At 67.2% G+C, this 25,552-nt stretch carries 30 protein-coding genes and 1 pseudogene; 16 read left to right on the top strand and 15 right to left on the bottom strand.

Going from position 1 to position 25,552, the window contains the following annotated elements; all coding sequences use genetic code 11:
- Positions 1-24: 24 nt before the first annotated feature.
- The 4 genes and pseudogenes from gnd to ACQPYY_RS12760 all read left to right on the top strand — a co-directional run bounded on the left by gnd (position 25) and on the right by ACQPYY_RS12760 (position 4,994).
- Positions 25-1,019, top strand: a pseudogene (gene gnd / locus ACQPYY_RS12745) (phosphogluconate dehydrogenase (NAD(+)-dependent, decarboxylating)).
- Positions 1,020-1,063: 44 nt separating this feature from the next.
- Positions 1,064-1,195, top strand: coding sequence for a hypothetical protein (locus tag ACQPYY_RS12750; RefSeq protein ID WP_433593880.1), 132 nt, complete (start codon positions 1,064-1,066; stop codon positions 1,193-1,195).
- A gap of 353 nt (positions 1,196-1,548) precedes the next feature.
- Positions 1,549-2,580: an effector-associated domain 2-containing protein gene (locus tag ACQPYY_RS12755; RefSeq protein ID WP_433593881.1), complete on the top strand. Its 1,032-nt coding sequence runs from the start codon at positions 1,549-1,551 to the stop codon at positions 2,578-2,580.
- Positions 2,577-4,994 carry a hypothetical protein gene (locus tag ACQPYY_RS12760; RefSeq protein WP_433593882.1) on the top strand — a complete coding sequence of 806 codons (2,418 nt, stop codon included), beginning with the start codon at positions 2,577-2,579 and terminating at the stop codon, positions 4,992-4,994. The genes ACQPYY_RS12755 and ACQPYY_RS12760 overlap by 4 nt, the downstream gene beginning before the upstream one ends.
- Here ACQPYY_RS12760 and ACQPYY_RS12765 read toward each other — a convergent pair.
- The 4 genes from ACQPYY_RS12765 to ACQPYY_RS12780 form a co-directional block, all read right to left on the bottom strand.
- Positions 4,946-5,560 carry a hypothetical protein gene (locus ACQPYY_RS12765; protein ID WP_433593883.1) on the bottom strand — a complete coding sequence of 205 codons (615 nt, stop codon included), beginning with the start codon at positions 5,558-5,560 and terminating at the stop codon, positions 4,946-4,948. The two genes, ACQPYY_RS12760 and ACQPYY_RS12765, sit on opposite strands and share 49 nt — an antisense overlap.
- Positions 5,561-5,781: 221 nt before the next feature.
- On the bottom strand, positions 5,782-6,171 hold the full coding sequence (locus ACQPYY_RS12770) for a hypothetical protein (protein WP_433593884.1): 390 nt from the start codon (positions 6,169-6,171) through the stop codon (positions 5,782-5,784).
- A gap of 86 nt (positions 6,172-6,257) precedes the next feature.
- Positions 6,258-6,677, bottom strand: coding sequence for a VOC family protein (locus ACQPYY_RS12775; RefSeq protein WP_379096981.1), 420 nt, complete (start codon positions 6,675-6,677; stop codon positions 6,258-6,260).
- A 44-nt stretch (positions 6,678-6,721) separates the two neighbouring features.
- Entirely contained in the window at positions 6,722-6,925 is a 204-nt protein-coding gene (locus ACQPYY_RS12780) for a hypothetical protein (RefSeq protein WP_433593885.1), read from the bottom strand.
- A 64-nt stretch (positions 6,926-6,989) separates the two neighbouring features.
- Between ACQPYY_RS12780 and ACQPYY_RS12785 the strand changes: the two genes are divergently transcribed.
- The 4 genes from ACQPYY_RS12785 (at position 6,990) to ACQPYY_RS12800 (ending at position 9,127) form a co-directional block, all read left to right on the top strand.
- Positions 6,990-7,487 (top strand): hypothetical protein, encoded by a 498-nt coding sequence (locus tag ACQPYY_RS12785; protein WP_433593886.1) that lies wholly within the window; start codon positions 6,990-6,992, stop codon positions 7,485-7,487.
- A 60-nt stretch (positions 7,488-7,547) separates the two neighbouring features.
- Positions 7,548-7,913, top strand: a complete 366-nt coding sequence (locus ACQPYY_RS12790) for a hypothetical protein (RefSeq protein ID WP_433593887.1) — start codon at positions 7,548-7,550, stop codon at positions 7,911-7,913.
- A 40-nt stretch (positions 7,914-7,953) separates the two neighbouring features.
- A complete protein-coding gene (locus ACQPYY_RS12795) occupies positions 7,954-8,379 on the top strand; it encodes a hypothetical protein (RefSeq protein WP_433593888.1) in 426 nt (141 codons plus the stop codon).
- A gap of 94 nt (positions 8,380-8,473) precedes the next feature.
- A complete protein-coding gene (locus ACQPYY_RS12800; protein WP_433593889.1) occupies positions 8,474-9,127 on the top strand; it encodes a hypothetical protein in 654 nt (217 codons plus the stop codon).
- Positions 9,128-9,172: 45 nt separating this feature from the next.
- On the opposite strand, the gene ACQPYY_RS12805 is transcribed toward ACQPYY_RS12800, so the two are convergent.
- Complete coding sequence (locus ACQPYY_RS12805; protein WP_433594638.1) at positions 9,173-10,093, bottom strand: intradiol ring-cleavage dioxygenase; 921 nt, start codon at positions 10,091-10,093, stop codon at positions 9,173-9,175.
- 277 nt (positions 10,094-10,370) lie between these two features.
- On the bottom strand, positions 10,371-10,946 hold the full coding sequence (locus tag ACQPYY_RS12810; RefSeq protein ID WP_433593890.1) for a chorismate mutase: 576 nt from the start codon (positions 10,944-10,946) through the stop codon (positions 10,371-10,373).
- Between the two features lie 105 nt (positions 10,947-11,051).
- On the opposite strand from ACQPYY_RS12810, the gene pip reads away from it, so the two are divergent.
- On the top strand, positions 11,052-12,014 hold the full coding sequence (gene pip, locus ACQPYY_RS12815) for a prolyl aminopeptidase (RefSeq protein ID WP_433593891.1): 963 nt from the start codon (positions 11,052-11,054) through the stop codon (positions 12,012-12,014).
- Positions 12,015-12,032: 18 nt separating this feature from the next.
- Here the strand turns inward: pip and ACQPYY_RS12820 are convergent, their stop codons facing one another.
- From ACQPYY_RS12820 to ppgK, 4 genes are all read right to left on the bottom strand, one after another.
- Complete coding sequence (locus ACQPYY_RS12820; protein ID WP_433593892.1) at positions 12,033-12,641, bottom strand: LemA family protein; 609 nt, start codon at positions 12,639-12,641, stop codon at positions 12,033-12,035.
- Positions 12,638-13,384 carry a DUF3137 domain-containing protein gene (locus ACQPYY_RS12825; protein WP_433593893.1) on the bottom strand — a complete coding sequence of 249 codons (747 nt, stop codon included), beginning with the start codon at positions 13,382-13,384 and terminating at the stop codon, positions 12,638-12,640. Before ACQPYY_RS12825 ends, ACQPYY_RS12820 begins: the two co-directional genes overlap by 4 nt.
- A gap of 228 nt (positions 13,385-13,612) precedes the next feature.
- The gene (locus tag ACQPYY_RS12830) at positions 13,613-15,049 is read right to left on the bottom strand and encodes an RNA polymerase sigma factor (RefSeq protein WP_433593894.1); all 1,437 of its coding nucleotides are present in this window, start codon (positions 15,047-15,049) and stop codon (positions 13,613-13,615) included.
- Positions 15,050-15,203: 154 nt separating this feature from the next.
- The gene (gene ppgK / locus ACQPYY_RS12835; RefSeq protein WP_379097015.1) at positions 15,204-15,962 is read right to left on the bottom strand and encodes a polyphosphate--glucose phosphotransferase; all 759 of its coding nucleotides are present in this window, start codon (positions 15,960-15,962) and stop codon (positions 15,204-15,206) included.
- A gap of 85 nt (positions 15,963-16,047) precedes the next feature.
- Here ppgK and ACQPYY_RS12840 point away from each other — a divergent pair, with 85 nt between their 5' ends.
- The gene (locus tag ACQPYY_RS12840) at positions 16,048-16,989 is read left to right on the top strand and encodes an inositol monophosphatase family protein (protein WP_433593895.1); all 942 of its coding nucleotides are present in this window, start codon (positions 16,048-16,050) and stop codon (positions 16,987-16,989) included.
- A gap of 153 nt (positions 16,990-17,142) precedes the next feature.
- Here ACQPYY_RS12840 and cei read toward each other — a convergent pair whose 3' ends face one another.
- A complete protein-coding gene (cei, locus tag ACQPYY_RS12845) occupies positions 17,143-17,820 on the bottom strand; it encodes an envelope integrity protein Cei (protein ID WP_379097019.1) in 678 nt (225 codons plus the stop codon).
- A gap of 457 nt (positions 17,821-18,277) precedes the next feature.
- Between cei and ACQPYY_RS12850 the strand changes: the two genes are divergently transcribed.
- Positions 18,278-18,580, top strand: coding sequence for a DUF4193 domain-containing protein (locus ACQPYY_RS12850; protein ID WP_040859007.1), 303 nt, complete (start codon positions 18,278-18,280; stop codon positions 18,578-18,580).
- Between the two features lie 103 nt (positions 18,581-18,683).
- Here the strand turns inward: ACQPYY_RS12850 and ACQPYY_RS12855 are convergent, their stop codons facing one another.
- On the bottom strand, positions 18,684-19,199 hold the full coding sequence (locus ACQPYY_RS12855; protein WP_379097021.1) for a DUF3093 domain-containing protein: 516 nt from the start codon (positions 19,197-19,199) through the stop codon (positions 18,684-18,686).
- Positions 19,200-19,328: 129 nt separating this feature from the next.
- On the opposite strand from ACQPYY_RS12855, the gene dut reads away from it, so the two are divergent.
- Both dut and ACQPYY_RS12865 read left to right on the top strand, forming a co-directional pair.
- Positions 19,329-19,826, top strand: a complete 498-nt coding sequence (gene dut, locus ACQPYY_RS12860) for a dUTP diphosphatase (RefSeq protein WP_379097023.1) — start codon at positions 19,329-19,331, stop codon at positions 19,824-19,826.
- 5 nt (positions 19,827-19,831) lie between these two features.
- Complete coding sequence (locus ACQPYY_RS12865; protein ID WP_433594639.1) at positions 19,832-20,680, top strand: DUF3710 domain-containing protein; 849 nt, start codon at positions 19,832-19,834, stop codon at positions 20,678-20,680.
- 232 nt (positions 20,681-20,912) lie between these two features.
- Here ACQPYY_RS12865 and ACQPYY_RS12870 read toward each other — a convergent pair whose 3' ends face one another.
- On the bottom strand, positions 20,913-21,629 hold the full coding sequence (locus ACQPYY_RS12870) for an alpha/beta fold hydrolase (RefSeq protein WP_433593896.1): 717 nt from the start codon (positions 21,627-21,629) through the stop codon (positions 20,913-20,915).
- Between the two features lie 166 nt (positions 21,630-21,795).
- On the opposite strand from ACQPYY_RS12870, the gene ACQPYY_RS12875 reads away from it, so the two are divergent.
- From ACQPYY_RS12875 to ACQPYY_RS12885, 3 genes are all read left to right on the top strand, one after another.
- Positions 21,796-22,188 (top strand): OB-fold nucleic acid binding domain-containing protein, encoded by a 393-nt coding sequence (locus ACQPYY_RS12875; protein WP_357283100.1) that lies wholly within the window; start codon positions 21,796-21,798, stop codon positions 22,186-22,188.
- Positions 22,189-22,355: 167 nt separating this feature from the next.
- Positions 22,356-23,039: a DUF3159 domain-containing protein gene (locus ACQPYY_RS12880; RefSeq protein WP_433594640.1), complete on the top strand. Its 684-nt coding sequence runs from the start codon at positions 22,356-22,358 to the stop codon at positions 23,037-23,039.
- 298 nt (positions 23,040-23,337) lie between these two features.
- The gene (locus ACQPYY_RS12885; RefSeq protein ID WP_357195933.1) at positions 23,338-23,919 is read left to right on the top strand and encodes a sigma-70 family RNA polymerase sigma factor; all 582 of its coding nucleotides are present in this window, start codon (positions 23,338-23,340) and stop codon (positions 23,917-23,919) included.
- Between the two features lie 79 nt (positions 23,920-23,998).
- Here the strand turns inward: ACQPYY_RS12885 and ACQPYY_RS12890 are convergent, their stop codons facing one another.
- Both ACQPYY_RS12890 and ACQPYY_RS12895 read right to left on the bottom strand, forming a co-directional pair.
- Positions 23,999-24,694 (bottom strand): potassium channel family protein, encoded by a 696-nt coding sequence (locus ACQPYY_RS12890; RefSeq protein ID WP_379097030.1) that lies wholly within the window; start codon positions 24,692-24,694, stop codon positions 23,999-24,001.
- A 16-nt stretch (positions 24,695-24,710) separates the two neighbouring features.
- Positions 24,711-25,376 (bottom strand): potassium channel family protein, encoded by a 666-nt coding sequence (locus ACQPYY_RS12895; RefSeq protein WP_213556565.1) that lies wholly within the window; start codon positions 25,374-25,376, stop codon positions 24,711-24,713.
- Between the last annotated feature and the right edge of the window lie 176 nt (positions 25,377-25,552).

The raw sequence follows: 25,552 nt of genomic DNA on the forward strand, positions 1-25,552 counted from the left end.
ATCTCCGCTCCGAAGGATCCCCCCATGCATATCGGAATGGTCGGCGCGGGCCGAATGGGCTCCGGCCTGGCCCGCCGACTGGTCCGCGCGGGCCACACCTACACGGTCTACGACCCCAACCCCGCCGCCGTCGCCACCCTGACCGCCGACGGCATCCCCGCCGCCGGTTCCCTCCCGGAACTGGTTGCGGCGCTGCCGAAACCGTGCACGGTCTGGACCTGGTCCCCGCCGAGCTGACCGGCACGGTCGTCGACGACCTGACGCCGCTGCTCGCCGCCGGTGATGTCGTCATCGACGGCGGCAACTCCTTCTACCGAGACGCCGTCGCCCGCTCCCAGGCCTTGTTCGAGCAGGGCATCCACTACCTCGATGTGGGCACCAGCGGCGGCACCTCAGGCCTCGACCGCGGCTTCTGCCTCATGATCGGCGGCCCTGCCGAAGCAGTCGAACGCCTCGACCCGATCTTCCGCACTCTCGCCCCCGGCATCGACGCCGCCCCACGCACCCCCGGCCGTGACGGCATCCCCACCCCCGCCGAACAGGGCTACCTCCACTGCGGCCCGTCCGGCGCGGGCCACTTCGCGAAGATGATCCACAACGGCATCGAGTACGGCCACATGGCGGCCCTGGCCGAGGGCATGTCCATCCTCCGCGCCGCCGGAACCGGTGTAGCCGAACCCGATTCGCCCACCGCCCCCGCCTACGCCTTCGACGTCCCCGCCCTCCTGGAACTCTGGCGCCGAGGCAGCGTCATCACCTCCTGGCTCCTCGACCTCACCGCCACCGCCCTCCACACCGACCCCGACCTCACCGAATTCACCGGCCACGTCCCCGACTCCGGCGAAGGCCGCTGGACCGCCCAAACCGCCATCGCCCTGGCCGTCCCCGCCCCCGTCCTCACCACCGCTCTGTACTCCCGCTTCGCCTCCCGCGACGGCGGTTCGTACGCCAACAAGTCCCTGTCCGCCATGCGAAAAGCCTTCGGCGGCCACACTGAACACCGCGCATTCGCCGAATGACCAGCTGATTCGGTCGATCAGCAGGAGGACGCCGAACTGGCCGGATGCCGAACGCCAGCCGCGGAATGCGACGGGAGAACCGCCCCGACGTGTTCCGCGAACCGCACGACGGGGACCGGTGGGGTTACGGGCTCGATCCTTTGATCACGCTCTCCTATGACGAGCTGATCCTCTGAGCGGATGGCGTCCCGTATGTCGTCTCCGAGGTCGTGCTTCTGTGGAAAGCGAAAGCCCTTCGAGTCAAAGACGAACCAGGCTTCCTGTACGCCCTCCCTGTGATGGATCGATCACGGTTGCCCAGCCGGCTGTCATGTGTCCACCCGGCCATCCTTGGTTGGGATACTCCAGGGGTACAAGGGGTCATAAGAGACTCAGGGTTCGGTGTTGGATTCCTTGTCCGCGGGACCAGACGGTTGGTTCACTCAAGGGGATGCTAGCCAGTTCATTTTGGAGCCGGAGTAGTTAGAATTCTCTTCGCGACATCAGCTGTGCTGATCTGGCTCTGAGGTGATGGGGGAGTAGCAACGCGATGGAGAAAGTTGTCCTTGTGTTGGTGCACGGCATCGACTCAGACGGTCATTCCTGGGATCGGTTGATCGAGCTTCTCGACGGTGATGACAAGCTCCGTGGGAACTTTTCGATTTCCAACTTCGAATATCCGACCGGCAAGGCCGAATGGCGTTCCAAACGCAGCTTCCCGAATATCGCCGCGATCGCGCGCGGTCTGGCTACCAGGTTGAAAGAAACAGTGCCGCAGGATATTCCGGTCGTGTTCGCCGCGCACAGCCAAGGCGGGCTAGTCGTACAGCGGTATCTGGTACAGGAGCTCGACGCGGGCCGGGGTGAGGAGTTGCGGCGCGTAAAACGTGTACTGATGTTCGCAACACCCAACTCGGGGTCGGAATACGCGTCGATGCTTCGTAAGATCGCCGGTCGATTCGTATCCAACGCCCAGGAAGCAGAACTCAGGCCGATCGCCGAACAGGTCACCGACACCCAGAACAAGCTTCTCGATCGTGTCGTGAACGCCGCGGCACTGACTGCTACGACTACGCCGATACCGTTCGAGGCCTATGCCGGGCTGTCCGACAACGTGGTCAAGCACACGTCGGCTACCTTCGTCTTCCCATACCGCGGCGCGCTCAGCGGTGACCACTCGTCGATCATTCGACCGCGCGACCGCGAGTCCGAAGTCTATCGAATCGTGCAGGCGCGCTTGCTGAACGAAATCAATGTGCCACAGCCCCCAGGCTCGCCGCCGGCTGGACGCGACCAGCGCTCGGTCATCACACGGGCATTGTCGGAGATCAACTCGCTCGGCAAGTACAGCGGCAGGCACGCGTTCGTGGCCGGAATGCCTCCGAGAATCAAGAACTACGTGGTGCTGAGCCCGGACAACCCGCCGATGCTGGACCTTAGACAGATCGTCGACGTTTGCCTCCGATATGAGGCGACCGGGCGTGGGGACTTGATGACGGCGATGAGTGAACTGCTCGAAGCCGCTGATCCGGCGGTCGGTCGTGCTATCGCAGCGGTCGAGGAGTCCTGGCCGGTCCGATGATGAGCACTGAACCAGCACCGCCCGCGCAGGCAATCGCCCAGGCGCTGGCACGGATCACGGCCCTGGCGGGCTACGGCGGGCGTCACGCCATGGTTGGCGGTATGCCGGAGTGCATCAAGAGCCGGATGACCTTCGATGCCGACCACCCGCCGGTACTGGACCTGCGGCGCCTGGCCGAGGTGTGTTTGAAACATGAAGGTCTGGGTTACCGCGAGCTGACCGAGGGGCTGCGGACCTCGTTCGATCCGTCCGATCATGCTGTGCAGCAGGCACTGTCGGTGATCGAGGAGCAGTGGCCGACCGCGCGGCGCAAGCAGCCGCGCGATCGCCTACTCGAAGTCAACCGCACCCTGGACGGTCTGGCCGGCCAGCTGGCCAACGTCGTTCGGCGCGAGCTCAAGGACGAGGTGCGGCGTTGGCGGGTCGACTATCCGCCGATCCTCGGGGTGCGTTGGCGGGTCGCGCCGGATCGGCTGATCGTTCCGTGGGCTGAAGTCCCCGTCGGTCAGGACGAGCAGACGTTGCAGCGCGGCGTATTCCAGGACATCGCCCAGCTGTACGAGGAGATTCCCTCAGGACGCCTGGCGGTCCTCGGCAAGATCGGCTCCGGCAAGACCACGCTCGTGAACTTCCTGGCGCTGGCCATGCTGGGGGAGGAGGCTTCGCGGGATCCCGCGACTCCGGTGCCGGTCATCTTCAACCTCGCGTCTTGGAATCCGCAAAAGACCGGCATCTACAAATGGATGGCCGGGGTCATCAACCGAGACCATCCCGGCATCAGCATCGAGGACGGCGGTCGGCTCCTGGCCGGCAACCGCATTCTGCCGATCCTGGACGGTCTGGACGAATACAAGCATGTGCCGCGTCGTGCTGATGCGCTCGAGGCATTGAGTGATGTCGATATCCCGCTTGTGGTGGCCTGCCGTGTCGACGAGTACAGCGAAACCGTTCAACAGAGTCGTCCGCTGCGCAGGGCATGGGCGATTCAGCTCGAACCGCTGACCCTGGACGACGTCCGGGACTTCCTGCCCGCCAAGGCGCATTCCCAGGAGGGGCGACAGCTGTGGCGTGAGGTCCTCGACCGTATGGGACAGGAGGAACCCGATACCGAGGTTCTTCGCACCGTGCTCGACAGTCCGTTGATGGTGTCGCTGGCACACGTCATGTACGGGTCAGCGGCGGCGCACAAGAATCCGCTGGAATTGGTTCGAACTACCTGGCAGAGCCCCCGGGAGCTCGAGCGTCACCTGTGCGCCGGATTCGTCGACACGCTCTATCCCAAGTCCAGGAACGACACCCCACCCGGCTATGAGGGCAACGAGCGGCCCAAGCGGTATTACGCTCCCGCCGACGCCAAGCATTGGCTGCACTTCATCGCGGGTCAGGTCGAGGACGGCGAAATACAGTGGTGGAGACTGGGAAATGGGGCGTCCCGTGCTCTTCGGCTGATGATCTTCGGTGTGTGCGCTGGACTGATGGGTGCGGCCGCGGGCCTGGCCATCGCTGGCCGGGTAACGTTGCTCGGCTTGGCGCCGCCCATCGGCGGCACAGCGGCAGGATTGGTACTGGGCGCACTCGCTGGCGCTGCGTACGGCTGGATCTACCAGGGCGAACGGCCGATCCAGGTGCAGCTTTTCAGCCGGGCGGGCAGGCGGAACCTGCGCTATGAGCTTGTCAAAGCTCCCCTGTACGGCATCACCGCGGTCTGTGTCGGCTACCCCCTGGTTGTCTTGGGGCTGCACGCATCCGGGCGCTGGGGCTGGTTCCTTTTCGTTATCGGCGGCATCGTTGCGGCGATTCCGCCCTCCCTGGTTCAGCACTGGGCAAAGCAGCCCGGCCGCAAACCTCTGATCACCGAAATCCAGATCGCCAGTAGCGGTGGCGCATTGACCTGTGTGGTGCTGGCGCTGATCGGCGCAATCCTCGACCGGTGTGCCGGTCCCTTCTCGATCTGGCTCGCAGCGGCGGTCGTTTACGGCGTTCTGCTCGCCTTCGTCTATGGTCCGCAGGCCCCTATCGACGCCAACGAGCCTGCCACTCCGATCGAGATGGTCGGCAACAGCCGCCGCCACTTCGTCTACTACACGTCAGTGATCGGTGTGACGTACACGGCGTCAACGATCTTCGTGATCGGACCGACCCTGACCGGCCTCGTCGGTGCGGCAACCTACGGTGCGGTCGTGGCGGTTGCTGCGGGCGTCGCCAACAACGCCTGGGGTCGGTGGGCACTGCTGACTCGAGGCTGGCTCCGTATGACCGGGGATCTCCCCACCGATCTTCTGCCCTTCCTCGAGGAAGCCCACCGCCGTCACATGTTCCGCCAATCCGGGGCCGTGTACCGCTTCTCCCACGAAGCGCTCGAACGTTACCTGCGGGAACTGTCGCCCGAAGCGTGGTCCGACCGCGAACACTGACCTAAGCGGCCGGCTGGGGCGCTTTCGGTCAACCAGTTTGGGATGACTGTCCGGACGTAGTCACTGATGCATTCCAGGGTTGGGCTGGAAAGGATCTCACCGAGAAAGTAGATGCTGTCCCGGCCCTGGATCGCATCCACGTCCTCGAGCCAGCCGTCCCGGATCGCCCGGGAGCTCGGGTACGCAGGCCATTCGGCGATCCGCTCGGCGACGAGTTCTGGTTCGGGGAACAGGAAGAGGCTGTCCTTGGCCAGAGACCACGCCTCGGCGTCGGAGATGGAGAGGTCGGAATTGCTGAAGCAGACCCAGTAGGGGCCGGGATGCTGCTTGTTGACGGCGGTGATCCGGTGCAGTGATTGTTCGGGGTCGGTGTCGGTGAAGCTGCCGTAAGGGTTGATCAGCCAGAAGCCCAGGGGCTCAGCCGAATCGGGGTGACGGGGGAATGTGAGAGGTTCGTGATCCGCGCGGATCAGATAGCGCCGAGTCCACACCGGTGGGCAATTCAGCTCGCAGAACAAGGTGTGGGCGTCGCTGGTGCGGAAGCTCCGCCCCCGCCTTGAGAACATCGACGTTCTCATACCCGAGCCGCCGCAGCCCAGCCGCCACCAGGACGCCCGTCTGACCTGCTCCGACAATGCACACGCGCGCCGCGGGATCCATCGAAACTCCTTGCGGCGCTACGAGTATGCGCGCCGGAGCTGCACCGTCCCGCCGAACCCCCACGGTCTGTTTCTGTGCACAGCCCGCAGCTGATCACCGCAAGCTCGCGGCGCAGAACTACGGGCCGTCAGAGGTGGAGGGCCACCTGACCGGAGTCGGTCTTCCAGTACTTGCGGTTCAGCTGGGCTTTGCCGGTGCCTTCGGTGTACGGCACGAGCACGGGCAGGCCATTGGTCGGCTTCAGCGTCACGGACCAGGTCTCGACCCGGCCCGAGCATTGCAGGGTCACTCCCGGCGGCGAGCTGGTCAGCTGGATCGTGCCGCTGCCGCTGGTGCCCATCTGCGCGGAAACATCGAGATATCCGATTCCGCCGTCGCACAGATAGGTTCCGGTGGCGTTCAAGCCATCGGGCGTCGACGTCACCACGGAATTCAGCGTGATGAACTCGTCCTCTTGGGCGGCACTCGCCGGGCCCGATCCCAGCAGCGTCATCGCGGCCCCCACGACCGCGACCACCGCACACCTGGTAACAAACATCGCGCAACCTCCTGAAACATCAACTGCCACGGGAAGAATCGCTCTAGATGGTAACCAGCCGCAGCTCAGGCCACGCAGAATTCGTTACCTTCGGGATCGGCCATCGTCACCCACGTGAACGGCCCCTGCCTCCCGTCATGCAGCACCTTCGCGCCCATCCCGATCAGCCGCTCGACCTCCGCCGCCCGCTTCTCGTCCCCGACCCGAATATCCAGGTGCAGCCGGTTCTTCGCGGTCTTCGCCTCGGGCACAAGCTGAAACAACACCCGCGGCCGGTCAGGATGCCGAATCGCCCCACCGATCTTCCACACGAGTTTCCCCCGATGAGTGGTCGTCTCCTCCTCGGTCGCATGCCCCTGCTCGACCATGCTCCGAATGAACCCCTCATCCTGCGGCTCGACCTCCCACCCGAGCGCCTCCGCCCACCAGTCGGCCTGCGTATGCGGGTCGGAGCAGTCCACGACGACCTGAAACTCATATCCCATGCCCGGCACCCTAACCGCGTACCCCGACAGCGAGCGTCACCTCCTCAACGCGGGTATCCGATGTCGCCGATATCGCCGTCGAGATCGGCAAATTCGACCTCGGGATTGAGCCGCGCCACCACAGCCGGCGTCAACGGTCGCAGCGCGTACACGTGCTCCACCTCCGAAAGGCTGACGGTGGTTCCGTAATAGTCCTCAGCCCATCGCTGGTATGCCTGCGGCCTCCCTTCGATCAGCAGCTCGAACAAGCCTTCCCCGCCCCGATCGGACACGCCTCCGTCCCGCTGCCTCACCGGCTACGCTGCAACTGAAATGGCTCGCGGCAAGAACGAAGGACCGAGACAGGTCGAACTCATCGGCCCATACGCCGGTGTATTCACCTACACCACAGGCGCCGCCCTGACGCTGCTCGGCCCCATCCTCGGCCTGACCGGCGACGGGTGGGCCGACGGCCTGTGCGCCGGCGTCTTCACCTTCCCGATCGGCCTGGCTCTGGTCGCCAGCACATACGAATGGCGCCGAGCAGAGCGACGATTCCAAACAGTCGGAGTTCCCGGCACCGGAGAAGTCCTCTCCGTCAACGAGATTCACCCCGGCGGCGAAAACCCGGACACAGCCGACCTGACAATCCGCATCACCGGCCCCACCCTCGACTCCTTCACCGCGGAATGCACCCTCGACAACCACTCCGGCCTGACCCGCGGCCACACCTTCAACCTCATGGTCGACCCCACCGACAACTCCTTCGCCATCGGCTTCGACCACCTCTTTCCCCAGGGCGACGACGAGGAAGATCCGCAGAAGGACTGAGTCATTCGCTTCCTGGCAAATGGCTCGACCGAGACGGGTTCGGCTGCGTACGGTGCCGGCATGTGCATCTACCCGAGCCGGACACATCGCGTCTGCCTGCACTGCCGGGTCTCCTACAAGGGCTCGATCGGAGTCGGCTCAGGCCGGTGTGTGCGATGTGCGGGGGAGCTCATCGACGCGGGGCCGCACCTCGAGGTGCCCAGAAGAGCCGACACGGCCGGGTGGCGAGCCCTCACCGCTGTCCTCGACTCCGGCCTGACCTTCTACGGCGGTTGCTGCGGCACCGGTCCCGGCTATCGCCCGCGTACTCCGCGCGAGGTTCGCGAGCGGCTGGGGCTGGCCGAACGCGAGGGCATCCCGGTCGCCGACGCGTTGGCCACCGCCGACCCCGCCGACTCCAGAACCCTTGCGGCGATGAGGCACTGACCCGAGCTGATATGTCGGTGCGCCATGCGACCATGCCGACATGTCACTGGAGTTCTTCAACGGGTTGTCCGGAACGCTGTCGATCGAGCTGTCCGAGCCGACGATAGACATCGCGGCGAACCTCTCGAATCAGCGGGCGAAAGCGACTGCGGAGATCAAAGAGCTCTCGTTCGCACCGCAGGTCTTTCAGGACAACAGCTTTCGCGACCTGACCGCTGATGAGCTCGAGCGGGTGGTTCTGGAATCGACCATGCTGAATCTGCAGGGTGAGGGTGAACCCGTCGCCCACTCGGCGCCGAACGGCACATGGTTCACCGTCCGTGACCTGATCGCCGCTATCACCGAAACGGAGCGGCGTACTCGCCCCCAGTCGCAGTGGTTCGGCGGCATCGACGTGCATCACGTCTTCTTCGAAGGCATCGACCAGGAGGAAGGCGGAACCTGGAGAATCTTCTGGGGATCGTGAGGGGGGTGGTCGAGCGTTAGGGTGCGCAAGACTCGATTGGAGAGTTGTGCTGTGCTACAAAGCAATCAGGATCGAATAGAACGCGAGGTGTCAGGTGTCCTTCGAACAATGGTGCACACGTTGGGAATCGGTACCGCTGTCGGAGGCGGCGGAGCGCTACGACATCGGTGAAGCCAGCGACACCCGCGTGGAGGATCTGGAGGAAGTCTTCGGGGAAGAACCGGAGTGCTTCTTCGTCCACCAGGGTGACCTCACCATCGACGGGCCCTTGTCGATCGGGAACGACCCCGATCTGGCACCGGACACCGTGTACGTGATCGACGGCGACCTGACGGTCAACGGTCCGATGCGCATGCTGAACGGAGACGTCTACACGCCTCTGTATGTCACCGGTTCGGTCACCGCACAGCACCTGATGTGCCTCATGGACAGCAATCTGTTCATCGGCGGCTCGCTCACCGTCGGGGGCCTGTTGATGACGGAACTCTCCGACATGGGGCTGCTCGTCGTCCACGGGGCGACATCGGCGGGCGCATGGCTCGAAACCTGGGACAGGGGCGAAGTCGCGTTCAACGGGGATCTGAAGGCCCGGCATCTGCGCGTATCCGGCGGCGACTACCTCGAGGACGCGAACGCGGATGACGCGGCCGACATCCTGCTGCCCGAGTTCCTGGACGATGACGCTGAAGATGCCGCGAAGAAGCTCTGGGCAGCCGCGCTCGAAGGGAGTCCTCTACTGCGCCACTGACGTCCGGTCAGCGGATCGGCATCCTGCTGGAGAACGTATCCGCGCTCAAGGGTGCGGCGGCGGGCTGCCCACACCGGTCTCGGGCGGATTACCGCCGGGACCCCGCCCGCCGCGCTGGTCTGAACCATTGCCTGGCGGCTGCCCGGAACCACTGCCTGGCGGCTGCCCGGAACCATTGCCGGACTGGGCATTCTGTGACTTCGCGGCAACGCCGACCGTCAGCCCCGAAGAGGGAGTGCCTGTCACCGTAGCGAGTTCGGCATCCCAGCCGTCGCCGAAGACATTGTCGGACGACAGCGATACACCGCTCATCGTGGAGATGCTGCGCGAGTAGCCGGAGTCGGAGGCGTAGACCGAGGTACACACGTCCTGTGGCAGTGCGATCTGCGAAGTGAGACGGGCATTTTCGCCCGCGACTGCGTTGGCCAGCGAGTCGTAGATCTCGAAGTGGATGTGCGGCCAGCGGCCCGAGTAGCAGGCGGGGAAGATCGAGGTGAAGGTGACGGTGCCGTTCGCGTCGGCGACTTGCACACCGCGTAGATAGTTCTGATCGGTGATTCCGCTGCTGTACAGCGAGTAGTTGCCGTCGCGGTCGCAGTGCCAGACGTAGACGGCCATGCCCGCACCGGCCGCCCCGTTCTTGGTGAGGTCCTCGAGATTCAGTGTGAGCGTCAGTGGAACGCCTTTGGCCACACCGGAATACGCGCCGAAACTGGTAGTGATGTCTGAACGCACCACCCCCGACTCGATCAGCACATTCGGTCCGTTGGAACCGTCGCCCGGGTAGGGCCCCGCCGTTTCCTGCGGTGTGGCGGCCGTCGTGCCGGAGCCGTTCGCCGCCGAGCTGGTAGCGCCGCTCGTCGCCGACGCGTTCGACCCGCCGCTTCGCGAGCAACCGGCCGCCACCGCCGCGACACCCGCGGCCCCGACCGCCCGCAATGCGCGCCGCCGATTCATCAGCCGCATATCGTGCGCCAGCCCGAGATCGTGCTCATGCCGCTCGTGACCACCGCCGGAATGCTGTTCCACCGCAGACCTCTTTCGTCGTCCTCACTGTTCGATTTCGAACCGTATGGAGCCCCGCGCCGCCTCGACCTCGGGCGAAGCTGTGAAGTAGCCGAGAGAAGCGGTGGTTCTCGGATCAGGTGCGCGACCCGCTCTCAGCCGGAAGCTCGTAGATCGTCTGCTCGAAGCTGGTGGGCCGGCGGTCCAGGGCGCATCCTAATGTGGGTCGGCCGAACGATCAGCCGTCGCACAAAGGCGTCGACGCCCGCACCAACGCCGCAGCATGCAACGCGTCGAGCTGCTTGCTCCCGGCGACGGCGACCACTCCCGCAGCGACCCGCGCCGGACAATCGACCGCAGCCAATTCCATTCGGTCAGAGGCTAATTCGGTGATTATTGCGGTATTCAGCCCATCGATCACCGGCCGCACACCCATGAGATCCATACCCGGCACCCCAGCCGCCGCCAGCCCATACCGCCACTCCGTCACCAACCCCCGCTGCACGAGTTTGTTGGCCTCGATCTGTCCCTGAAAAACCTCCCGCACCAGCTCGCCGGGCAACCCCCGCTCCGCCCCCGCCTGAGCCATCGCGTCATAAATCGCCGCCTCCCGCCCGGGATCGTCGATCACCGGCTCAGCCCCATCCCGAACCGCGGCCTCCCATTTGATCGCCGCGACGGTATCCGCGGTAGCGAGCCGCTCCGCAAGCAACCCCACCAGCCGCTCCGCACTCCCGGCGTCCGCCTCGGCCACGCCGCCTTGCCCCGCCAACAGAACCATCGCCGCGGCAGCCGCAGTCGCCAGATTCCTCATAGCCCTGGTGCTTCCCACGCGCCCACGCTACCCGGACGACAAGAATCACCTGGTCTATGACAGGGTCGGCGTGGTGAGTCTTGGTTCGCGATAGCATTCGTGCCGATGTTCTTTCCCCCGATCGACCCGTACGCCGACGGAATGCTCGAGGTCGGCGACGGAAACCAGGTGTACTGGTGTGCCAGCGGTAACCCGGTGGGTCGGCCGGCGCTGGTGGTGCACGGCGGGCCTGGCAGTGGGAGCAGCCCCGGTCCTCGGAAGTCGTTCGATCCGAACATTTTTCGGATTGTGCAGTTCGATCAGCGCGGTTGCGGACGGAGCATTCCGAGCGCCGCCGACCCGGCCACCGATATGGCGGTGAACACCACCGAACACCTGATCGCCGACATGGAGCGGCTGCGTACCCACCTCGGCATCGACCGCTGGCTCCTCTACGGCGGCTCCTGGGGTTCGACGCTCGTCCTCGCCTACGCCGAGCGATACCCGGAACGGGTCACCGGGATCGTGCTGATCGGCGTCACCAGCACCCGACGCCGCGAGATCGACTGGCTGTACCGCGATCTCGCGCGGCTGCTGCCCGCCGAGTGGGAGCGATTCCGGGCCGCCGTGCCCGGCGACGGTGACCTGGTCGAGGGCTACCGCCGGCTGCTGGAAGACCTGGACCCAGCGATACGTCGCAGCGCCGCGATCGAGTGGTGTCGCTGGGAGGACGCGGTGATCGCACACGAATCCCTGGGCAGCCCAGGGCAGTACAGCGCCAAGCCGGACGACGCCATGCTCGCCTTCGTCCGGATCTGCACGCACTACTTCGCCCACGCGGCGTGGCTCGACGAAGGTGTGCTGCTACGCGAGGCCTGGCGGCTGGCCGGGATCCCCGGCGAACTGATCCACGGCCGCCTCGATCTCAGCGCCCCGGTCGAAACGGCGTGGGAACTCGCGAAGGCCTGGCCGGACGCCCGCCTACGGATCATCGACGACTCCGGCCACACGGGGAGCCCCGCCATGGGCGAGGCACTCGCCCACGCCGTCTCCCGCTTCGCGCAGCCCGAAGCCGATCCGATCAGCTAGGACAACGGAATGGCACCATTATCGGTCCGGCTGTGCCCTGAAGAGTTGGCCCACTTCGACCGCCGCGCGCGCGTCGGGCGTGCTGATCTCGAAGTACTGTTCGGGCGACACATGGTGGAGCGAAGCCACTATGGCGGCGGGGATGGATTGGATTTTCGTGTTCAGGGCGCGGACGTTCGCGTTGTAGAGCCGCCTGGCGGCGGCGATTCGATCCTCGACATCGCTCAGTTCGCGCTGCAATGCCCCATAGTTGTGGATGGCTCCCAGGTCGGGATACTGCTCGGCGAGAGCCGACAGTTGCGACAGCGCTGTGGTCAGAGTGTTCTCGGCTGTTGCGATCCCGTCGAGATCAGCGCTGGTTCGGCCCGGGCCGGTGGCGAGTGCGCGCGCGTGATTCCGCGCAGTTGTCACGGCCTCCAGGGTTCCGCGCTCGAATGCGGCGGCACGCTCGACCGTGGCCACCAGATTCGGCACCAGGTCGTGGCGCCGCTGCAATTCGACATCGACCTGCTGCCATGATTCGGCGATCAGATTTCGCAGCCGAACGAAATCGTTGTGCACGGCGAAGTACCACAGAATCGCGACCAGCGCGATGGCGGCAGCAATGACGATGACAGCGGGGCTCATGCGATGGTCCTTGTCGCGGGTGTTCCGTAGTCGTTCCACACGAATCGTGGGATGCCGTCGGCGATTATGCGCATCGCGTCGAATACGCCACCGATCTCGTGCGGCCGATTGCCGAGGGTGGTGATGCCGACGAGAAGATCTCCGACGATCTCGAACTTGGTCAGGGTCACCGCGCCGCCATGCTGTCCGGCGAGGTCCACCAGCTTGCCGATCGTGCGGGGCGTCAGGACCGCGTGTGCGAACGCAGGGTTCGAGGAATGCACCGAGAACTGATCATTGAAGTTGGCCGATTCGAACTCCACCCGATCGCCGATGCTGCCGTCCAGCGTCACGCCGACCGTCATTCTCGGCAATGCCGTGGGGAGCTTCATGGTGAAGACATTCCGATAGTGGGTGCTGACATTGATCCGGTTGTTGTGCAGCCAGGTCAGATGGAAGAAGCGCGCCGGATAGGTGCCGACCGTGCCCTGCATCGTGTCACGGACCCGGAAGCGTCGTGCCCGGCCGATGGTGAACGGCGGGAAATCCCATGCGGGCACCGGCCAGTCGCTCACCCGACGGTAGACGAACCCGTGTTCCTCGGCCCACCCCGCAGTCCACCGCTTACGGAGCGATTTCACGATGATCCCCGCGGGCACGAACGCCAGCAGCGGAGTGGCGGGCAGCAACACCCACGAGAACGGCCGCCCGTGATCATGCCACCACCGATACTGCGCGATCACCAGCACAGCAAAAGTCGTCAACGACAACGCATTCAGCACGCGTGGCCGAGACCAGAACGAACCGCTCTCCCCGCTCGATGTCCCACCGCTCGTATCGCTCATGATTCCCCCTACCCAACCCACTGCTGGACAGGGACAGCCTCGGCGATCAAGTCGTGCCTAGGCAAACTATTTGCGTGTGGCCCACGCGGCGTCGGATATGAGAAAGGGCCGCCGAGCAGCAGCTCAGCAGCCCTTCTCAGAACTGGACTAGTCCAGGTAGTCGCGCAAAACCTGCGAGCGGCTGGGGTGGCGCAGCTTCGACATGGTCTTGGACTCGATCTGGCGGATGCGTTCGCGGGTGACGCCGTAGACCTGGCCGATTTCGTCCAGGGTGCGGGGCTGGCCGTCGGTCAGGCCGAAGCGGAGGCGGACGACGCCTGCTTCACGCTCGGAGAGCGTTTCGAGGACCGACTGGAGCTGGTCCTGTAGCAGGGTGAACGACACCGCGTCGACGGCGACGACAGCTTCGGAGTCTTCGATGAAGTCACCGAGTTGGGAGTCGCCCTCGTCGCCGATGGTCTGGTCCAGCGAGATGGGCTCACGCGCGTACTGCTGGATTTCCAGCACCTTCTCCGGCGTGATGTCCATTTCCTTGGCGAGCTCTTCCGGGGTGGGCTCGCGGCCCAGATCCTGAAGGAGTTCGCGCTGGATGCGGCCGAGCTTGTTGATGACCTCGACCATGTGCACGGGGATGCGGATGGTGCGGGCCTGGTCGGCCATGGCGCGGGTGATGGCCTGACGGATCCACCAGGTGGCGTACGTCGAGAACTTGTAGCCCTTGGTGTAGTCGAACTTCTCGACCGCGCGGATCAGACCCAGGTTGCCTTCCTGGATGAGGTCCAGGAACGCCATGCCGCGGCCGGTGTAGCGCTTGGCCAGCGAGACCACGAGGCGGAGGTTGGCCTCCAGCAGGTGGTTCTTGGCGCGGTTGCCGTCCCGCATGATCCACTGCAGGTCGCGGCGCGACTGCACGGGCAGCTTCTCGCCCTTGTCGGCGAACTCGCGCAGCTTCTCCGTGGCGTAGAGGCCGGCCTCGATGCGCTTGGCGAGCTCGACCTCCTCCTCGGCGTTGAGCAGCGCGACCTTACCGATCTGCTTCAGGTACGCGCGGACCGAGTCGGCGGAAGCGGTGAGCTCGGCGTCCTTACGGGCCTGGCGCAGCGCCTCGGATTCCTCTTCGTCCCAGACGAAGTCACCGGACGCCTTGTCCTTCGCGGACGGCTCGTCGGCCTCCTCGGAGTCGTCGGCCTCGGCGGCGGCGGCAGGCGCGGCGGCCTCGCCCTCCTCCTCGTCGACGGACTCGTCGACGATCTCCTCGTCCTCGAGCTCGTCCTCGTCGAGCTCGATGTCACCCAGGTCGTCGAGTTCCAACGACTCGTCGTCGATGGCCTCGTCGCCCTCGCCACCCTCGGCACCGGGCTCGGCCGCCTTCTTCGGCGACGCCTTCTTGGCGGCCGTCTTCTTGGCGGTCGCCTTCGTGGCCTTCTTGGCCGCGGTCTTCTTGGCCGCGACCTTCTTCGCAGCGGCCTTCTTGGCCGGAGCCTTCTTGGCGGCGGCCTTCTTGACCGCGGGTGCTGCGGTGGTGTCTGCTGAGTCGGCGGCTGCTGCCGAATCGGCGGTGTCCTGGGTATTCGTGGCTACCACGTACGCCCTTTCGTGACGGTCTCGTGCGGCGTCACGCCAGAGTGATCATCCGGCGGAGCGGTTCTGTCGGGGGGATAAGCCGGCTCTCGTGCCGGTGTCGGTTTCCGGCTCACCGCCGGGCATGCGTTCCATTGTAACGATCGAACCAGCTTACTTACGGTGCGATACCGGCTGACACCGCCATGGCGGCTCCGACGATGCCCGCGGTGTTGCGCAGAGCGGCCGGCACCACGGGGGTTCTGTTGGTGAGCAACGGAATCCACTCCTGGTGATCGCGGCTGATGCCGCCACCGGCGACGAACACGTTCGGCCAGAACAGGTTCTCCAAGGTGACCAGCACCTTGGACACCTCCACGGCCCACTCCGGGTAGCTCATGCCGACCCGATCCTTGACCGACGCGGCCGCCCGATGCTCGGCCTCGCGGCCGTCCACCTCGATGTGCCCGAGCTCGCTGTTGGGCATGAGCACACCGTTATACATGACCGCCGAACCGATACCGGTGCCGAAGGTGAGCAGCATTACCAGACCGCTGAGATCCTTTGCCGCGCCGTAGCGGTCCTCGGCCATGCCCGCGGCGTCCGCGTCGTTGAGCACCGTCACGTCGCGGCCGCCGAGCGCCACCGAGAACAGGTGCCGGGCGTCGATGCCGATCCAGGTCTTGTCGATATTGGCGGCCGTGCGCACCTGGCCGTGCAACACCACACTGGGCATGGTGATGCCGACCGGGCCCTCCCAGCCGGCCTGCGCGACCAGCTTGGCCACCGACTCGGCGACCGCGTTCGGGGTGGCCGGGTGCGGCGTCGCGATCTTGATGCGCTCGTAGACCAGCTCACCGGTCGCGAGATCGACCTCGGCGCCCTTCACACCGCTGCCACCGATATCGATGCCGAACGCGTGCCCGGGATCGGACATGGACCACACCTCGTTCTCTCCCTCGACCTGCACCTTGTGTCGTGCACGACAAGCCTAATGCGCGCGATGCCGGATCTGTGCTGCGATGGAGCTCGTGCCGGAATCGAATTTCACTTCCACCGCCCCCACCGACGCCACGAACACCGACACTTCAGACATAGCCGAACTGCGCCGGGTCGCGGTGCATCTCGCCGAGACCGCCGCCGCCCACGTCCGCGAGCGCCGCCCGCAGGTCTTCGGGCCGGGCGCGCACGCCACCGCCGCCGTGCAGTCCAAGTCCACCCCCACCGACCCCGTCACCATCGTCGACACCGAGACCGAGCAGCTGGTCCGCAAGCTGGTCGCCGAGCTGCGCCCCGGCGACCGGGTGGTCGGCGAGGAGGACGGCGGCACCATCGCCGACGACCCGGACCTGGTGCACTGGGTGGTCGACCCCATCGACGGCACCGTCAACTTCGTCTACGGCATCCCGTCCTACTCGGTGTCGGTGGCCGCGGTCCGCGGCGGCCGACCGGTCGCGGGCGCGGTCGCCGACGTCGCGCACGCCGTCACCTACAGCGCCGGGCTGGGCCTGGGCGCGCACCGCGCCGACTCCAGCCCCGACGGCGCTGCCCCCGGCGGCGACCCGGTTACGTTGCGCGCCAACCCGGTCGACACGGCGTCCATGGCGCTGGTGGCCACCGGCTTCGCCTACGCCACCGAGCGCCGCACCCGCCAGGGTGAACTGATTGGCAAGGTGCTGCCGCACATTCGCGACCTCCGCCGCTTCGGTTCGGCCGCCCTGGACCTGTGCGCGGTGGCCGAGGGCCGAACCGACGCCTACTTCGAGCACGGCCTGAACCTGTGGGACTGGGCCGCGGGCGCGCTGATCGCCACCGAGGCGGGCGCACGGCTGATCCTGCCGCCGGAGCTCGACTCGCCGGGCACGGCAGGCGATTTGGTGTCGGCGGCAGCGCCCGGCATCGCTGACGAACTGTTCGGCATGTTCGAACGGTTCGATGTCACCACCCCTATCCCGATTCCCTGACAGAGGGCTGGACAGCCGATCGCCGCGACCGAGGCGGTCGCGGCGATCGATTCGTCCCGGGGCATCGGGCCCCGGGGCATCTATTCGACTGTGACGGCGCGAGTTTCGCGGACGGCGCGAACGGTCAGAGCCGCGCCGTCGCGAAAGAGATTCTCAACACTTCGCGTGGCGCGCGGCGTCGAGCAGCTTCGGGTCCACCGCGGGCGCGGTGCCCGGCGTCGGGTTCTTCAGCGCCCGCAGCACCTCTTCGGCATCGGTACTGGGCCGGATGTCGCGGAACAGCGAGCCCAGCACCATGTCCACGGTCTCGTCCTGGCGCTGATCCTCGATCAGCTCGGCGCAGGGCACGACCAGCTGGACCGCGGCCGCGGCGGGCCGTCCCTTCACACCGAAGCGGATCTGCCCGGTGCACTCCAGGTCGCCGTTCACATAGACCGGGTCATTGCCGATCTGCACGTCCGGGGCACTGGCGAAACCGAGATCGCCCAGCTGGGAGGCCACATGCGCGGCCTGGCCGCGCTGTCCGTTGGCGTTGAACACCCGCACCTTGGAGGCCGCCAGCGCCGCGGGCTGCACATCGCGCAGCCGCGAGTTGCCGACCCGTTCGCCGAGCGGCGTGGGCTTGGCCGCGGCGGTGCTGGAGGCGGGGCTGGGGGAGTTGCAGGCCATCGCGCCCTGGTCACCCTCGCTCGTCGTCAGCGCCTTGAACCACACGACGACGCAGATCAGGGCGATGACGCCGACCATGGCGGCCCAGGGCTCCCAGCGTCGGCGAATGAACGTCCGCCCAGTCGGATCGGTCGTTTTACCTTGGGTGATCAGTGAAACCACGCCCACACTCTACGAAAACGTCGGGAATGTCGCGTGAACGGCTGCGGCAAGTCGGGCACCGGTGTGGCGCCCGGGGTGTCGCGAAGGTGGAGGGGAGGTCTCGAGGCGGTGCGGAAGATCTCGGACAGTTCCCTCAGCGGTGACGATTGCCCCTCAGTTTCAACTCGCGCGGGTTTTGATTGCGACTTTGGTCCCGGGGTCCGCTATTGTCTGGCGGCCCAGATCGTACAACCCAGGTGAATCTGGGGTTCGATTTCGGGAACAACAAGGGCATGTCCTGCGTTGACCGAGCGCGATCCGGTGCGGATGAGGAACTATCCGGCCCGGATCTGTGACCGGTGTACGCGTGACGTACACCACGGGCGGGGCGGTACCGCGGCCCGATCAGGCTCCGGCAGGAGGCGGTCGGACGGGTGCCGGTCCGGGATATACGGAGTGAGGACGAGGGGAAGACGACATGGCAACCGACTATGACGCACCGCGGCGCAATGAATCCGACGATGTTTCGGAGGACTCGCTGGAGGAGCTGAAGGCTCGCCGCAACGAAGCCGCGTCCGCCGTCGTGGATATCGACGAATCCGATACCGCGGAGTCGTTCGAGCTTCCCGGCGCGGACCTTTCCGAGGAAGTGCTCTCGGTCCGGGTCATCCCGAAGCAGGCGGACGAATTCACGTGTTCGAGCTGCTTCCTGGTGCACCACCGCAGCCGCTTGGCCAGCGAGGCCGGCGGTCAGCTGATCTGCATGGACTGCGCCGCCTAAGGCTCGGTCCCTCGGAGCGTGTCCGGCCAGCCCGCGCTCGGTTCGCCGAGCGCGGGCCGGGCCGGATCGCGCAGTACTTCTCAGGAAATGTGATCGAAGGGGATCAGGCCGATTCGGCCGCGTTCTCCAGGCCGAGCGCTGCGATCACACGTTCCGGATGACGCGTGCTGACCAGCCAGTACGGCGTCGGATCCTCGGGATCGTCGAGGACGAGCAACACCATGGGCCCGATCCAGGCTCGATGCTGGACGAAGGCGGCGGGGTCGAGTTGTCGACCCAACGCCGCACTCTTCGCGCTGGCCGGAACCGGCGCAGCCCGCTTGACGAAGGTCGCGGGCAGATGCGCGCGGCCGGTGCGCAGTTCCGGGACGCCGTCCGCGTCCGGGGCCACTTCCAGGCGATGACGCGAGAACCACAGCAGCACCCACGCCGCGACGGGGAACAGCAGCACATAAGGCAGCCAGGCCCGCACACCCGGTGCGCCCATGTGGATTTCGGCTGCCAGCAGTCCGGTCACGACGAGCGCGGCCGGCCACCACCACAGCGGCACCCAGAGGCGCTCGGTGTAGAGGGGCTTGGTCTGCGGCTGAGGTTTCACCTGAGGGGGCTGGTCGGACACGACCTCAGACTAGGTCAATGGCTGTTGCTCGACGGCGGCGGAGTCGGGTGCCTGCGTGGTTACGCTCCGCTACCTACTCCGGCCCCGTCGACTCCGCCGCGGGCGGTCGAACGCGTAGGCTCGGCGCACGTGACCGGTATTCCACCTATTCCCCTGCTGCGGCTCGATCCCGGCATCCCCGTACCGACGCGTGCTCACGAGGGCGACGCCGGCGTGGACCTGTGCACCACCGAGGACGTCATCATCGAACCGGGGGAGCGGGTGCTGGTCGGTACCGGCATCGCGGTGGCCCTCCCGATCGGCACGGTGGGGCTGATCCATCCGCGCTCCGGGCTGGCGGCCAAGGCGGGCCTGTCGGTTGTCAACACCCCCGGCACGGTCGACGCGGGATACCGAGGTGAGATCAAGGTATGCCTGATCAACCACGATCCGCGCACCGCGATCGAGCTCCGGCGAGGTGACCGCATCGCACAATTACTGGTGCAGAAGGTCGAGTTGGTGGACTTCGTCGAGGTGGAGACCCTCGACGACACCGCGCGCGGCGCGGGAGGATACGGATCCAGCGGTGGGCATGCCAGCCTCGCGCAGTCCGGTGGGGCGGGTCAGGCGACCGGCAAGGAGGCATGACGATGGTGTTCGGACGCAAGAAGAGCAAGGGCGGCGACAGAGACGACGCGCCGCAGTACGACGACGAGTACGCCGAGTACGACGAGTACGAGGACGAGTACGACGAAACCGCCGACGCGGCAGACGAATACGACGACGAGCCGGCGCCCGCGCGCGGCCCCGAGATCGGCCCGTACGACTACGAGGACGTCGCCGACCGGCTCGAGGCCATCGCCGAACAGCGCCTGGACCTGGGCTCGGTCATCGTGCCGGTGCCGCCGGGCGGGCAGCTGCAGGTCGAGATGACCCCCGACGGCACCCCGCAGGCGGTGCACCTGGCCACCCAGCACGGCCGCATCACCGTGGCGGCGTACGCCGCGCCCAAGTCGGCGGGCCAATGGCGTTCGGTGGCAGCCGATCTCGCGGAGACGCTGCGCAAGGACGGCGCGCAGGTGTCGGTGGTGCAGGGTCCGTGGGGCCGCGAGCTGCACGCCATCACCCAGGGCGCGGATCTGCGGTTCATCGGTGTGGACGGTCACCGCTGGATGGTTCGCCTCGTGGCGGCGGGCCCGACCGGCGCGGCGGACGAGAACACGCCGCTGGTCGCCGCCGCTCGCGCGGTCATGGGTGAGACCGTGGTCCGCCGTGGCGACGAGCCGCTACCGGTCCGCGAACCCCTCCCCGTGGTCCTACCCCAGGAGCTGGCCGACCAATTGGCCGCCGCCCACCAGCAGCAGCTGGCGGCCCAGCAGCAGGCCATGCAGGCCCAGATGGACGCCATGCAGGGCGGTCCGGCCTTCCAGCCCGAGCAGGCCCCGACCGAGCCGCGGCGCGGCGCGGAGGGCTCGGCCATGCAGCAGCTGGGTCTGAACTGACCGAGCGGTAGAGGTCCGCACCGAGCTGTCCGGGTCGCGATCACCGACCCGGATTCGGCTCTGACACACGACGAAACGGGGCATCGCCACACGGGCGGCGCCCCGTTTCGCTGTCAGCGGAATCGGTGTCCGCGCGGCGGACGGCCCGGCCTCGGACCCGGCGAACACGGTCGGCTGGGCCGGAGTTGTGCTGCGCTGGGCCGGAGTTGTGCTGCGGTGGGCCGGAATTCGGTCAGGGGGTGGTGACGCGGCGAGGGAAGAGGGCATTGATGCCACGGGTACCCAGAATCGAGGGGTCCGAACCCAACTCGTCGAGGGTGATCCGGTGCAGCGTGGCGTGGGGGAGGTGCGCGGCCCACTGCTCGGCCACCGCCAGCGGGTGCACCGGGTCGTCGACCGCGGCGATGATCTCGACGGGTGCGCTGACCCGGCTGAGCAGCCCGGGTTCGGGCCAGGCGTAGGCGGCGGCCTCCTCCAGGGCGGACGGCAGTTCGGGCCACTGGGAGGTCCAGGAGCGGGTCAAGGCGTCGGCCAGCCAGGCGGGGCTGGATGCGCGCATCCGGTCGATGACGGCGTCGAGGCCGTCGGCGCGCAGCTGGGCGGCGGTGGCGGCGGCGGACAGGGCCGCGGGGCAGCCGGTGGTGTCGGCGCCGGTCCAGGCGGGCAGGGCGGCGACCACGCCGAAGGCCGAGTCGGGGTGCTCGGCGGCCCAGTCCACGGCGACGGCCGCGCCGAGCGAGATCCCGGTGACCAGGACGGGTCCGGAGCGGGCGGCGGCGTCGAGGGCGGCCCGGTAGCTCTCGATCACGGCGCGCGGGTCCGGGTCGACCGCCAGGAACGGCAGATCCAATGCGGCGCAGGCGGATCCGAAGGCGCGGCGGGCGAAATGGGCGTCGGAGCCGGTTCCGGGCAGGGCGACGGCGACCGCCGGACGGGGAAGATCGGGCACCGGCCGACTGTAGCGGGGACGGGCGCGCGTGGCGGGTGCAGCCCGTCCCATCTACAGTGGCGGAGGTACGGCCACGAGCGGCCGGGTGGCAAACCGCCCGGTCGACGTGGAAGGAACGAACGACGTGAGACCCACGCCGTCCGAGCTCTACAGGAGAGCGTGCGAGATGCCATCCGCGGGTGGGAAGGACACCCCGTCAGGCTATTTCCGGCGGCTCGGCCGCAGACTGACGGAGGACCTGGATCGTTTGGATGCCGAGGAGCTCGCCGAGACGTCGGAGGCGTCGGGCGCGTCCCGGGCATCGGAATGCCGGCGTGGTGAGGAAGTCACCATGGTCGGCCGGCTCCGCAGTGTCGAGGCCTGTCCCAAGGCCCGCGGGGCGGAGGTCGCCGCCGAATTCTTCGACGGCACCGACAGTGTGGCCCTGGTGTTCATCGGCAGGCGTCGTATCCCGGGAATCGAACCGGGCCGTCGTATTCTGGTCCGCGGCCGCGTCGGTGAACGCGATGGCGGCAAGGTCATCTACAACCCCTACTACGAACTGCGCGGGAATTCCTGACACTCATGCCGAACCCCACCAGCAGCGGCGACGAGGGCCGCGGCCCCGCCGAGCCCTTTGGCGCGCCCGCCTTCGATCCGCCCACGGTCCAGCTCAACGCGGTACCGGAGGCCGGTGAGACCCCGTGGCGGCTGGACAAGGCGCTGCTGGACGACGACATGCAGGCGATGGTCGACGCCGAACGCGCCGCCGACCAGGACCATGAGGGCGCCGAGGACGGCCCCGAGCCCACCCTGCTCGAGCAGATGGGCGGCCTGTCGGGCCTGATCTACTCCTCGCTGCCGGTACTGGTGTTCGTGCCGGTGAATTCGCTGCGCGGCCTGACCGCCGCGATCTGGGCGTCGCTGGCCGTGGCCGCGGCGATCCTGGTGTGGCGCTTGGTGCGTCGCGGTCCGATCCAGCCCGCCATCTCCGGTTTCCTGGGGGTGGGCGTGTGCGCGTTCATCGCCTACCGGATGGGTGAGGCGAAGGGCTTCTTCCTGTTCGGCATCTACGCGAGCCTGGTGTACGGCGGGGCGTTCCTGCTGTCGCTGGTGGTGCGCTGGCCGTTGGCGGGCGTGATCTGGGGCGCCCTGAACGGGCACGGCACCGGGTGGCGTTCGGACAAGCGCGCCATGCGGCTCTATGACATCGCGACCGCGGTGTGGGCGCTGGTGTTCGTGGCCCGGTACCTGGTGCAGAACCACCTGTACGCGGCCAACAGCACCGGTCTGCTCGCGGTGGCGCGCATCGCCATGGGGTGGCCGTTGACCGCGGTGGCGGCGTTGGTGACCTTCTGGGCGGTTCGCAAGGCCGGTCATCTGCCCTCTGCCAGGGCGAATGCGGCCGGGGCCGCGGACTCCGCCGTCTAGCTCAATCGTCCATTTCGGGCACTTATCGCGCTAAATCCGCGTCGCGCAACACCTTCGGGGCCGTCGGGGGACGGAAGGGGGTGACCAACCCACCCCTGGGGTACCTATTTCGGCGGCCTCCCGGCGAGCACGATCTTTCTCAGAAGCTCTCACAGGCTACGGAGAAAGGAACGCGGTGTTGAGTACCGACGGCAAGGCAGTGGCAGCGCAGGAACGGGGCGAGGGGCTCGGGACCGCGGTGCAGATTGCAGCCTCGCGCCGGCACCCGGCGGGGCGGGGAGGCAGCAAGTCCGGCAGTGTGGCGACCTCGGAGTCCCGGCGCGCCGCAGCGGAATTGGAGAAGCTGATCGGCCCGGCCGCCGCCGGTGACCGCGCCGCCGTCTCCGAGATCCTCAAGATCGTGTACCCGCTGGTGCGCCGCTACTGCGCGGCTCGCATGGGCGGCGCGGGCCACCTGCACGTGACCGCGGACGATGTGGCGCAGGAGATCTGCCTGGCGACGGTGCAGGCCATCCCGCGCTATCGCGACCAGGGCAAGTCCTTCCTGGCCTTCGTCTACGGCATCTCGGCGAACAAGGTGGCCGACGCGTTCCGGCGGGCGCAGCTGCACCCGGCCTACCCGGTGGCGGAGTTCCCCGACGCCCCGAACACCGAGGCGGGCCCGGAGGAGCGGGCGCTGGCGATGGAGACCCGTCGCGCCACCCGCGACCTCATGCAGGTGCTGTCCTCGACCCACCGTGAGGTGCTGGTCATGCGGATCGTGCTGGGCTGGACCGCGGCCGAGACCGCCGAGGCCATCGGCACCAGCCCGGGCGTGGTCCGGGTCATGCAGCACCGCGCGCTGAACCGGCTGCGCGCCGAACTGCGGGAGGCGTCCTGAGGGTTCGGGGGGTGAAGACGGCGAATGGGCCGGGCGCAGGGGGTGCGCCCGGCCCATCGCCGTATGCGGGGGTCGCGGGTCAGGCGGTGGCTTCGGCCGAGCCGAGCCCGTTGACCCCATTGACGCCGAGCGTCTTGCGCAGCTCGTCCTCGGCCTCGATGGACGTGACGAACAGCAGTTCGTCCTCGCCTTCCAGCGGATCGTCGGCCTGCGGGACGATGACGCGCCCGCCGCGCAGGATGGTGACCAGGGCGGCGTCGCGGGGCAGGGTGAGGGTGCGAACGGCCTTGCCCGCCAGGGGGGTATCGGTGGGCAGGGTGATCTCGACCAGGTTGGCCTGACCCTGGCGCAGCGTCATCAGTCGCACCAGGTCGCCGACCGAGACCGCCTCCTCGACGAGCGAGGCCAGCAGCCGCGGCGTGGACACCGCGACGTCGACGCCCCAGGAGGAGTCGAACAGCCACTCGTTGCGTGGGTCGTTGACCCGGGCCACCACCCGCTGCACCCCGAATTCGGTCTTGGCGAGCAGGCTGAACACCAGGTTCACCTTGTCGTCGCCGGTGGCGGCGATGACCACGTCGTAGGTCTCGAGTCCGGCTTCCTCGAGGGTCTCGAGCTCGCAGGCGTCGGCGTGGGTCCAGACGGCGGCGGGCGCGCTGGTGGGGTCGATGTGGTCGAGGCGGCGCTCGAGCAGCATGACCTGGTGACCGCCGCGTAGCAGTTCCTGGGCGATGGAGCGTCCGACGGCTCCGGCCCCGGCGATGGCTACCTTCATCGGGATTCCTTCACGATCAGTGCTCGGGGGCAGGGGGATTGGCGGCCAGGGCGACGGCTTCGCCCACGGTGCCGGAGGTGGCGGCGATGTAGACCAGGTCGTCGGCCTGCAGCATGGACTTGCCGGTGGGCAGGACGCCCTGCCCGAAGCGGATGACGAAGGCCACTCGGGCGCCGATGGCCTCCTCGAGATCGTGTACCGAACGCCCGTACCAGTTCTCGTGCACGTCGAGTTCGGTGACCGCGACGGTCCCCGTGGGGTCGCGCCAGGTGGTGGTGGATTGGTCGGCGACCAGGGTGCGCAGGAACCGGTCGGTGGTCCAGGGCACGGTGGCGATGGTGGGAATGCCGAGGCGCTCGTAGACGGCGGCGCGTTTGGCGTCGTAGATGCGGGCGACCACGCGCTCCACGCCGAAGGTCTCGCGGGCGACGCGCGCGGAGATGATGTTGGAGTTGTCGCCGGAGGAGACGGCGGCGAAGGCGCCGGCGCGTTCGATTCCGGCCCGGGTCAGCACATCTCGATCGAAGCCGACACCGGTGATGCACAGGCCCGGGAAGTCGCGGCCCAGGCGCAGGAAGGCGCTCGAGTTCTGATCGATCACCGCGACCTCGTGGCCGATGCGGACGAGGGCGCGGGCGAGCGAGGATCCGACCCGCCCACATCCCATGATCACGACGTACACCGTACGAACCCCATTCCCGAAAACCGTGGTGTGCGGTCTGGTTGCTTGATCGAAATATCGGCCGGGTGGCAACCGTACCGCTCGAGTTTCACTGCGGGCACTTTCCCCCTCCGGAACATGTTCAAACCGGAACCGGAAAAACCTCACAGCGCCCGAGGTCACCCTACGGCCGCGGA

This window comes from Nocardia sp. CA-145437 (genome assembly GCF_050956485.1).
Taxonomy (GTDB): domain Bacteria; phylum Actinomycetota; class Actinomycetes; order Mycobacteriales; family Mycobacteriaceae; genus Nocardia.

Excerpts from the sequence above, each read along its gene's own strand:
- ACQPYY_RS12750 (WP_433593880.1), top strand. The coding sequence starts at position 1,064 with ATGCCGAACGCCAGCCGCGGAATGCGACGGGAGAACCGCCCCGACGTG.
- ACQPYY_RS12755 (WP_433593881.1), top strand. The coding sequence starts at position 1,549 with ATGGAGAAAGTTGTCCTTGTGTTGGTGCACGGCATCGACTCAGACGGT.
- ACQPYY_RS12760 (WP_433593882.1), top strand. The coding sequence starts at position 2,577 with ATGATGAGCACTGAACCAGCACCGCCCGCGCAGGCAATCGCCCAGGCG.
- ACQPYY_RS12765 (WP_433593883.1), bottom strand. The coding sequence starts at position 5,560 with ATGTTCTCAAGGCGGGGGCGGAGCTTCCGCACCAGCGACGCCCACACC.
- ACQPYY_RS12775 (WP_379096981.1), bottom strand. The coding sequence starts at position 6,677 with ATGGGATATGAGTTTCAGGTCGTCGTGGACTGCTCCGACCCGCATACG.
- ACQPYY_RS12785 (WP_433593886.1), top strand. The coding sequence starts at position 6,990 with ATGGCTCGCGGCAAGAACGAAGGACCGAGACAGGTCGAACTCATCGGC.
- ACQPYY_RS12790 (WP_433593887.1), top strand. The coding sequence starts at position 7,548 with ATGTGCATCTACCCGAGCCGGACACATCGCGTCTGCCTGCACTGCCGG.
- ACQPYY_RS12795 (WP_433593888.1), top strand. The coding sequence starts at position 7,954 with ATGTCACTGGAGTTCTTCAACGGGTTGTCCGGAACGCTGTCGATCGAG.
- ACQPYY_RS12805 (WP_433594638.1), bottom strand. The coding sequence starts at position 10,093 with ATGCGGCTGATGAATCGGCGGCGCGCATTGCGGGCGGTCGGGGCCGCG.
- ACQPYY_RS12810 (WP_433593890.1), bottom strand. The coding sequence starts at position 10,946 with ATGAGGAATCTGGCGACTGCGGCTGCCGCGGCGATGGTTCTGTTGGCG.
- pip (WP_433593891.1), top strand. The coding sequence starts at position 11,052 with ATGTTCTTTCCCCCGATCGACCCGTACGCCGACGGAATGCTCGAGGTC.
- ACQPYY_RS12820 (WP_433593892.1), bottom strand. The coding sequence starts at position 12,641 with ATGAGCCCCGCTGTCATCGTCATTGCTGCCGCCATCGCGCTGGTCGCG.
- ppgK (WP_379097015.1), bottom strand. The coding sequence starts at position 15,962 with ATGTCCGATCCCGGGCACGCGTTCGGCATCGATATCGGTGGCAGCGGT.
- ACQPYY_RS12840 (WP_433593895.1), top strand. The coding sequence starts at position 16,048 with ATGGAGCTCGTGCCGGAATCGAATTTCACTTCCACCGCCCCCACCGAC.
- ACQPYY_RS12850 (WP_040859007.1), top strand. The coding sequence starts at position 18,278 with ATGGCAACCGACTATGACGCACCGCGGCGCAATGAATCCGACGATGTT.
- ACQPYY_RS12875 (WP_357283100.1), top strand. The coding sequence starts at position 21,796 with ATGCCATCCGCGGGTGGGAAGGACACCCCGTCAGGCTATTTCCGGCGG.
- ACQPYY_RS12880 (WP_433594640.1), top strand. The coding sequence starts at position 22,356 with ATGGTCGACGCCGAACGCGCCGCCGACCAGGACCATGAGGGCGCCGAG.
- ACQPYY_RS12890 (WP_379097030.1), bottom strand. The coding sequence starts at position 24,694 with ATGAAGGTAGCCATCGCCGGGGCCGGAGCCGTCGGACGCTCCATCGCC.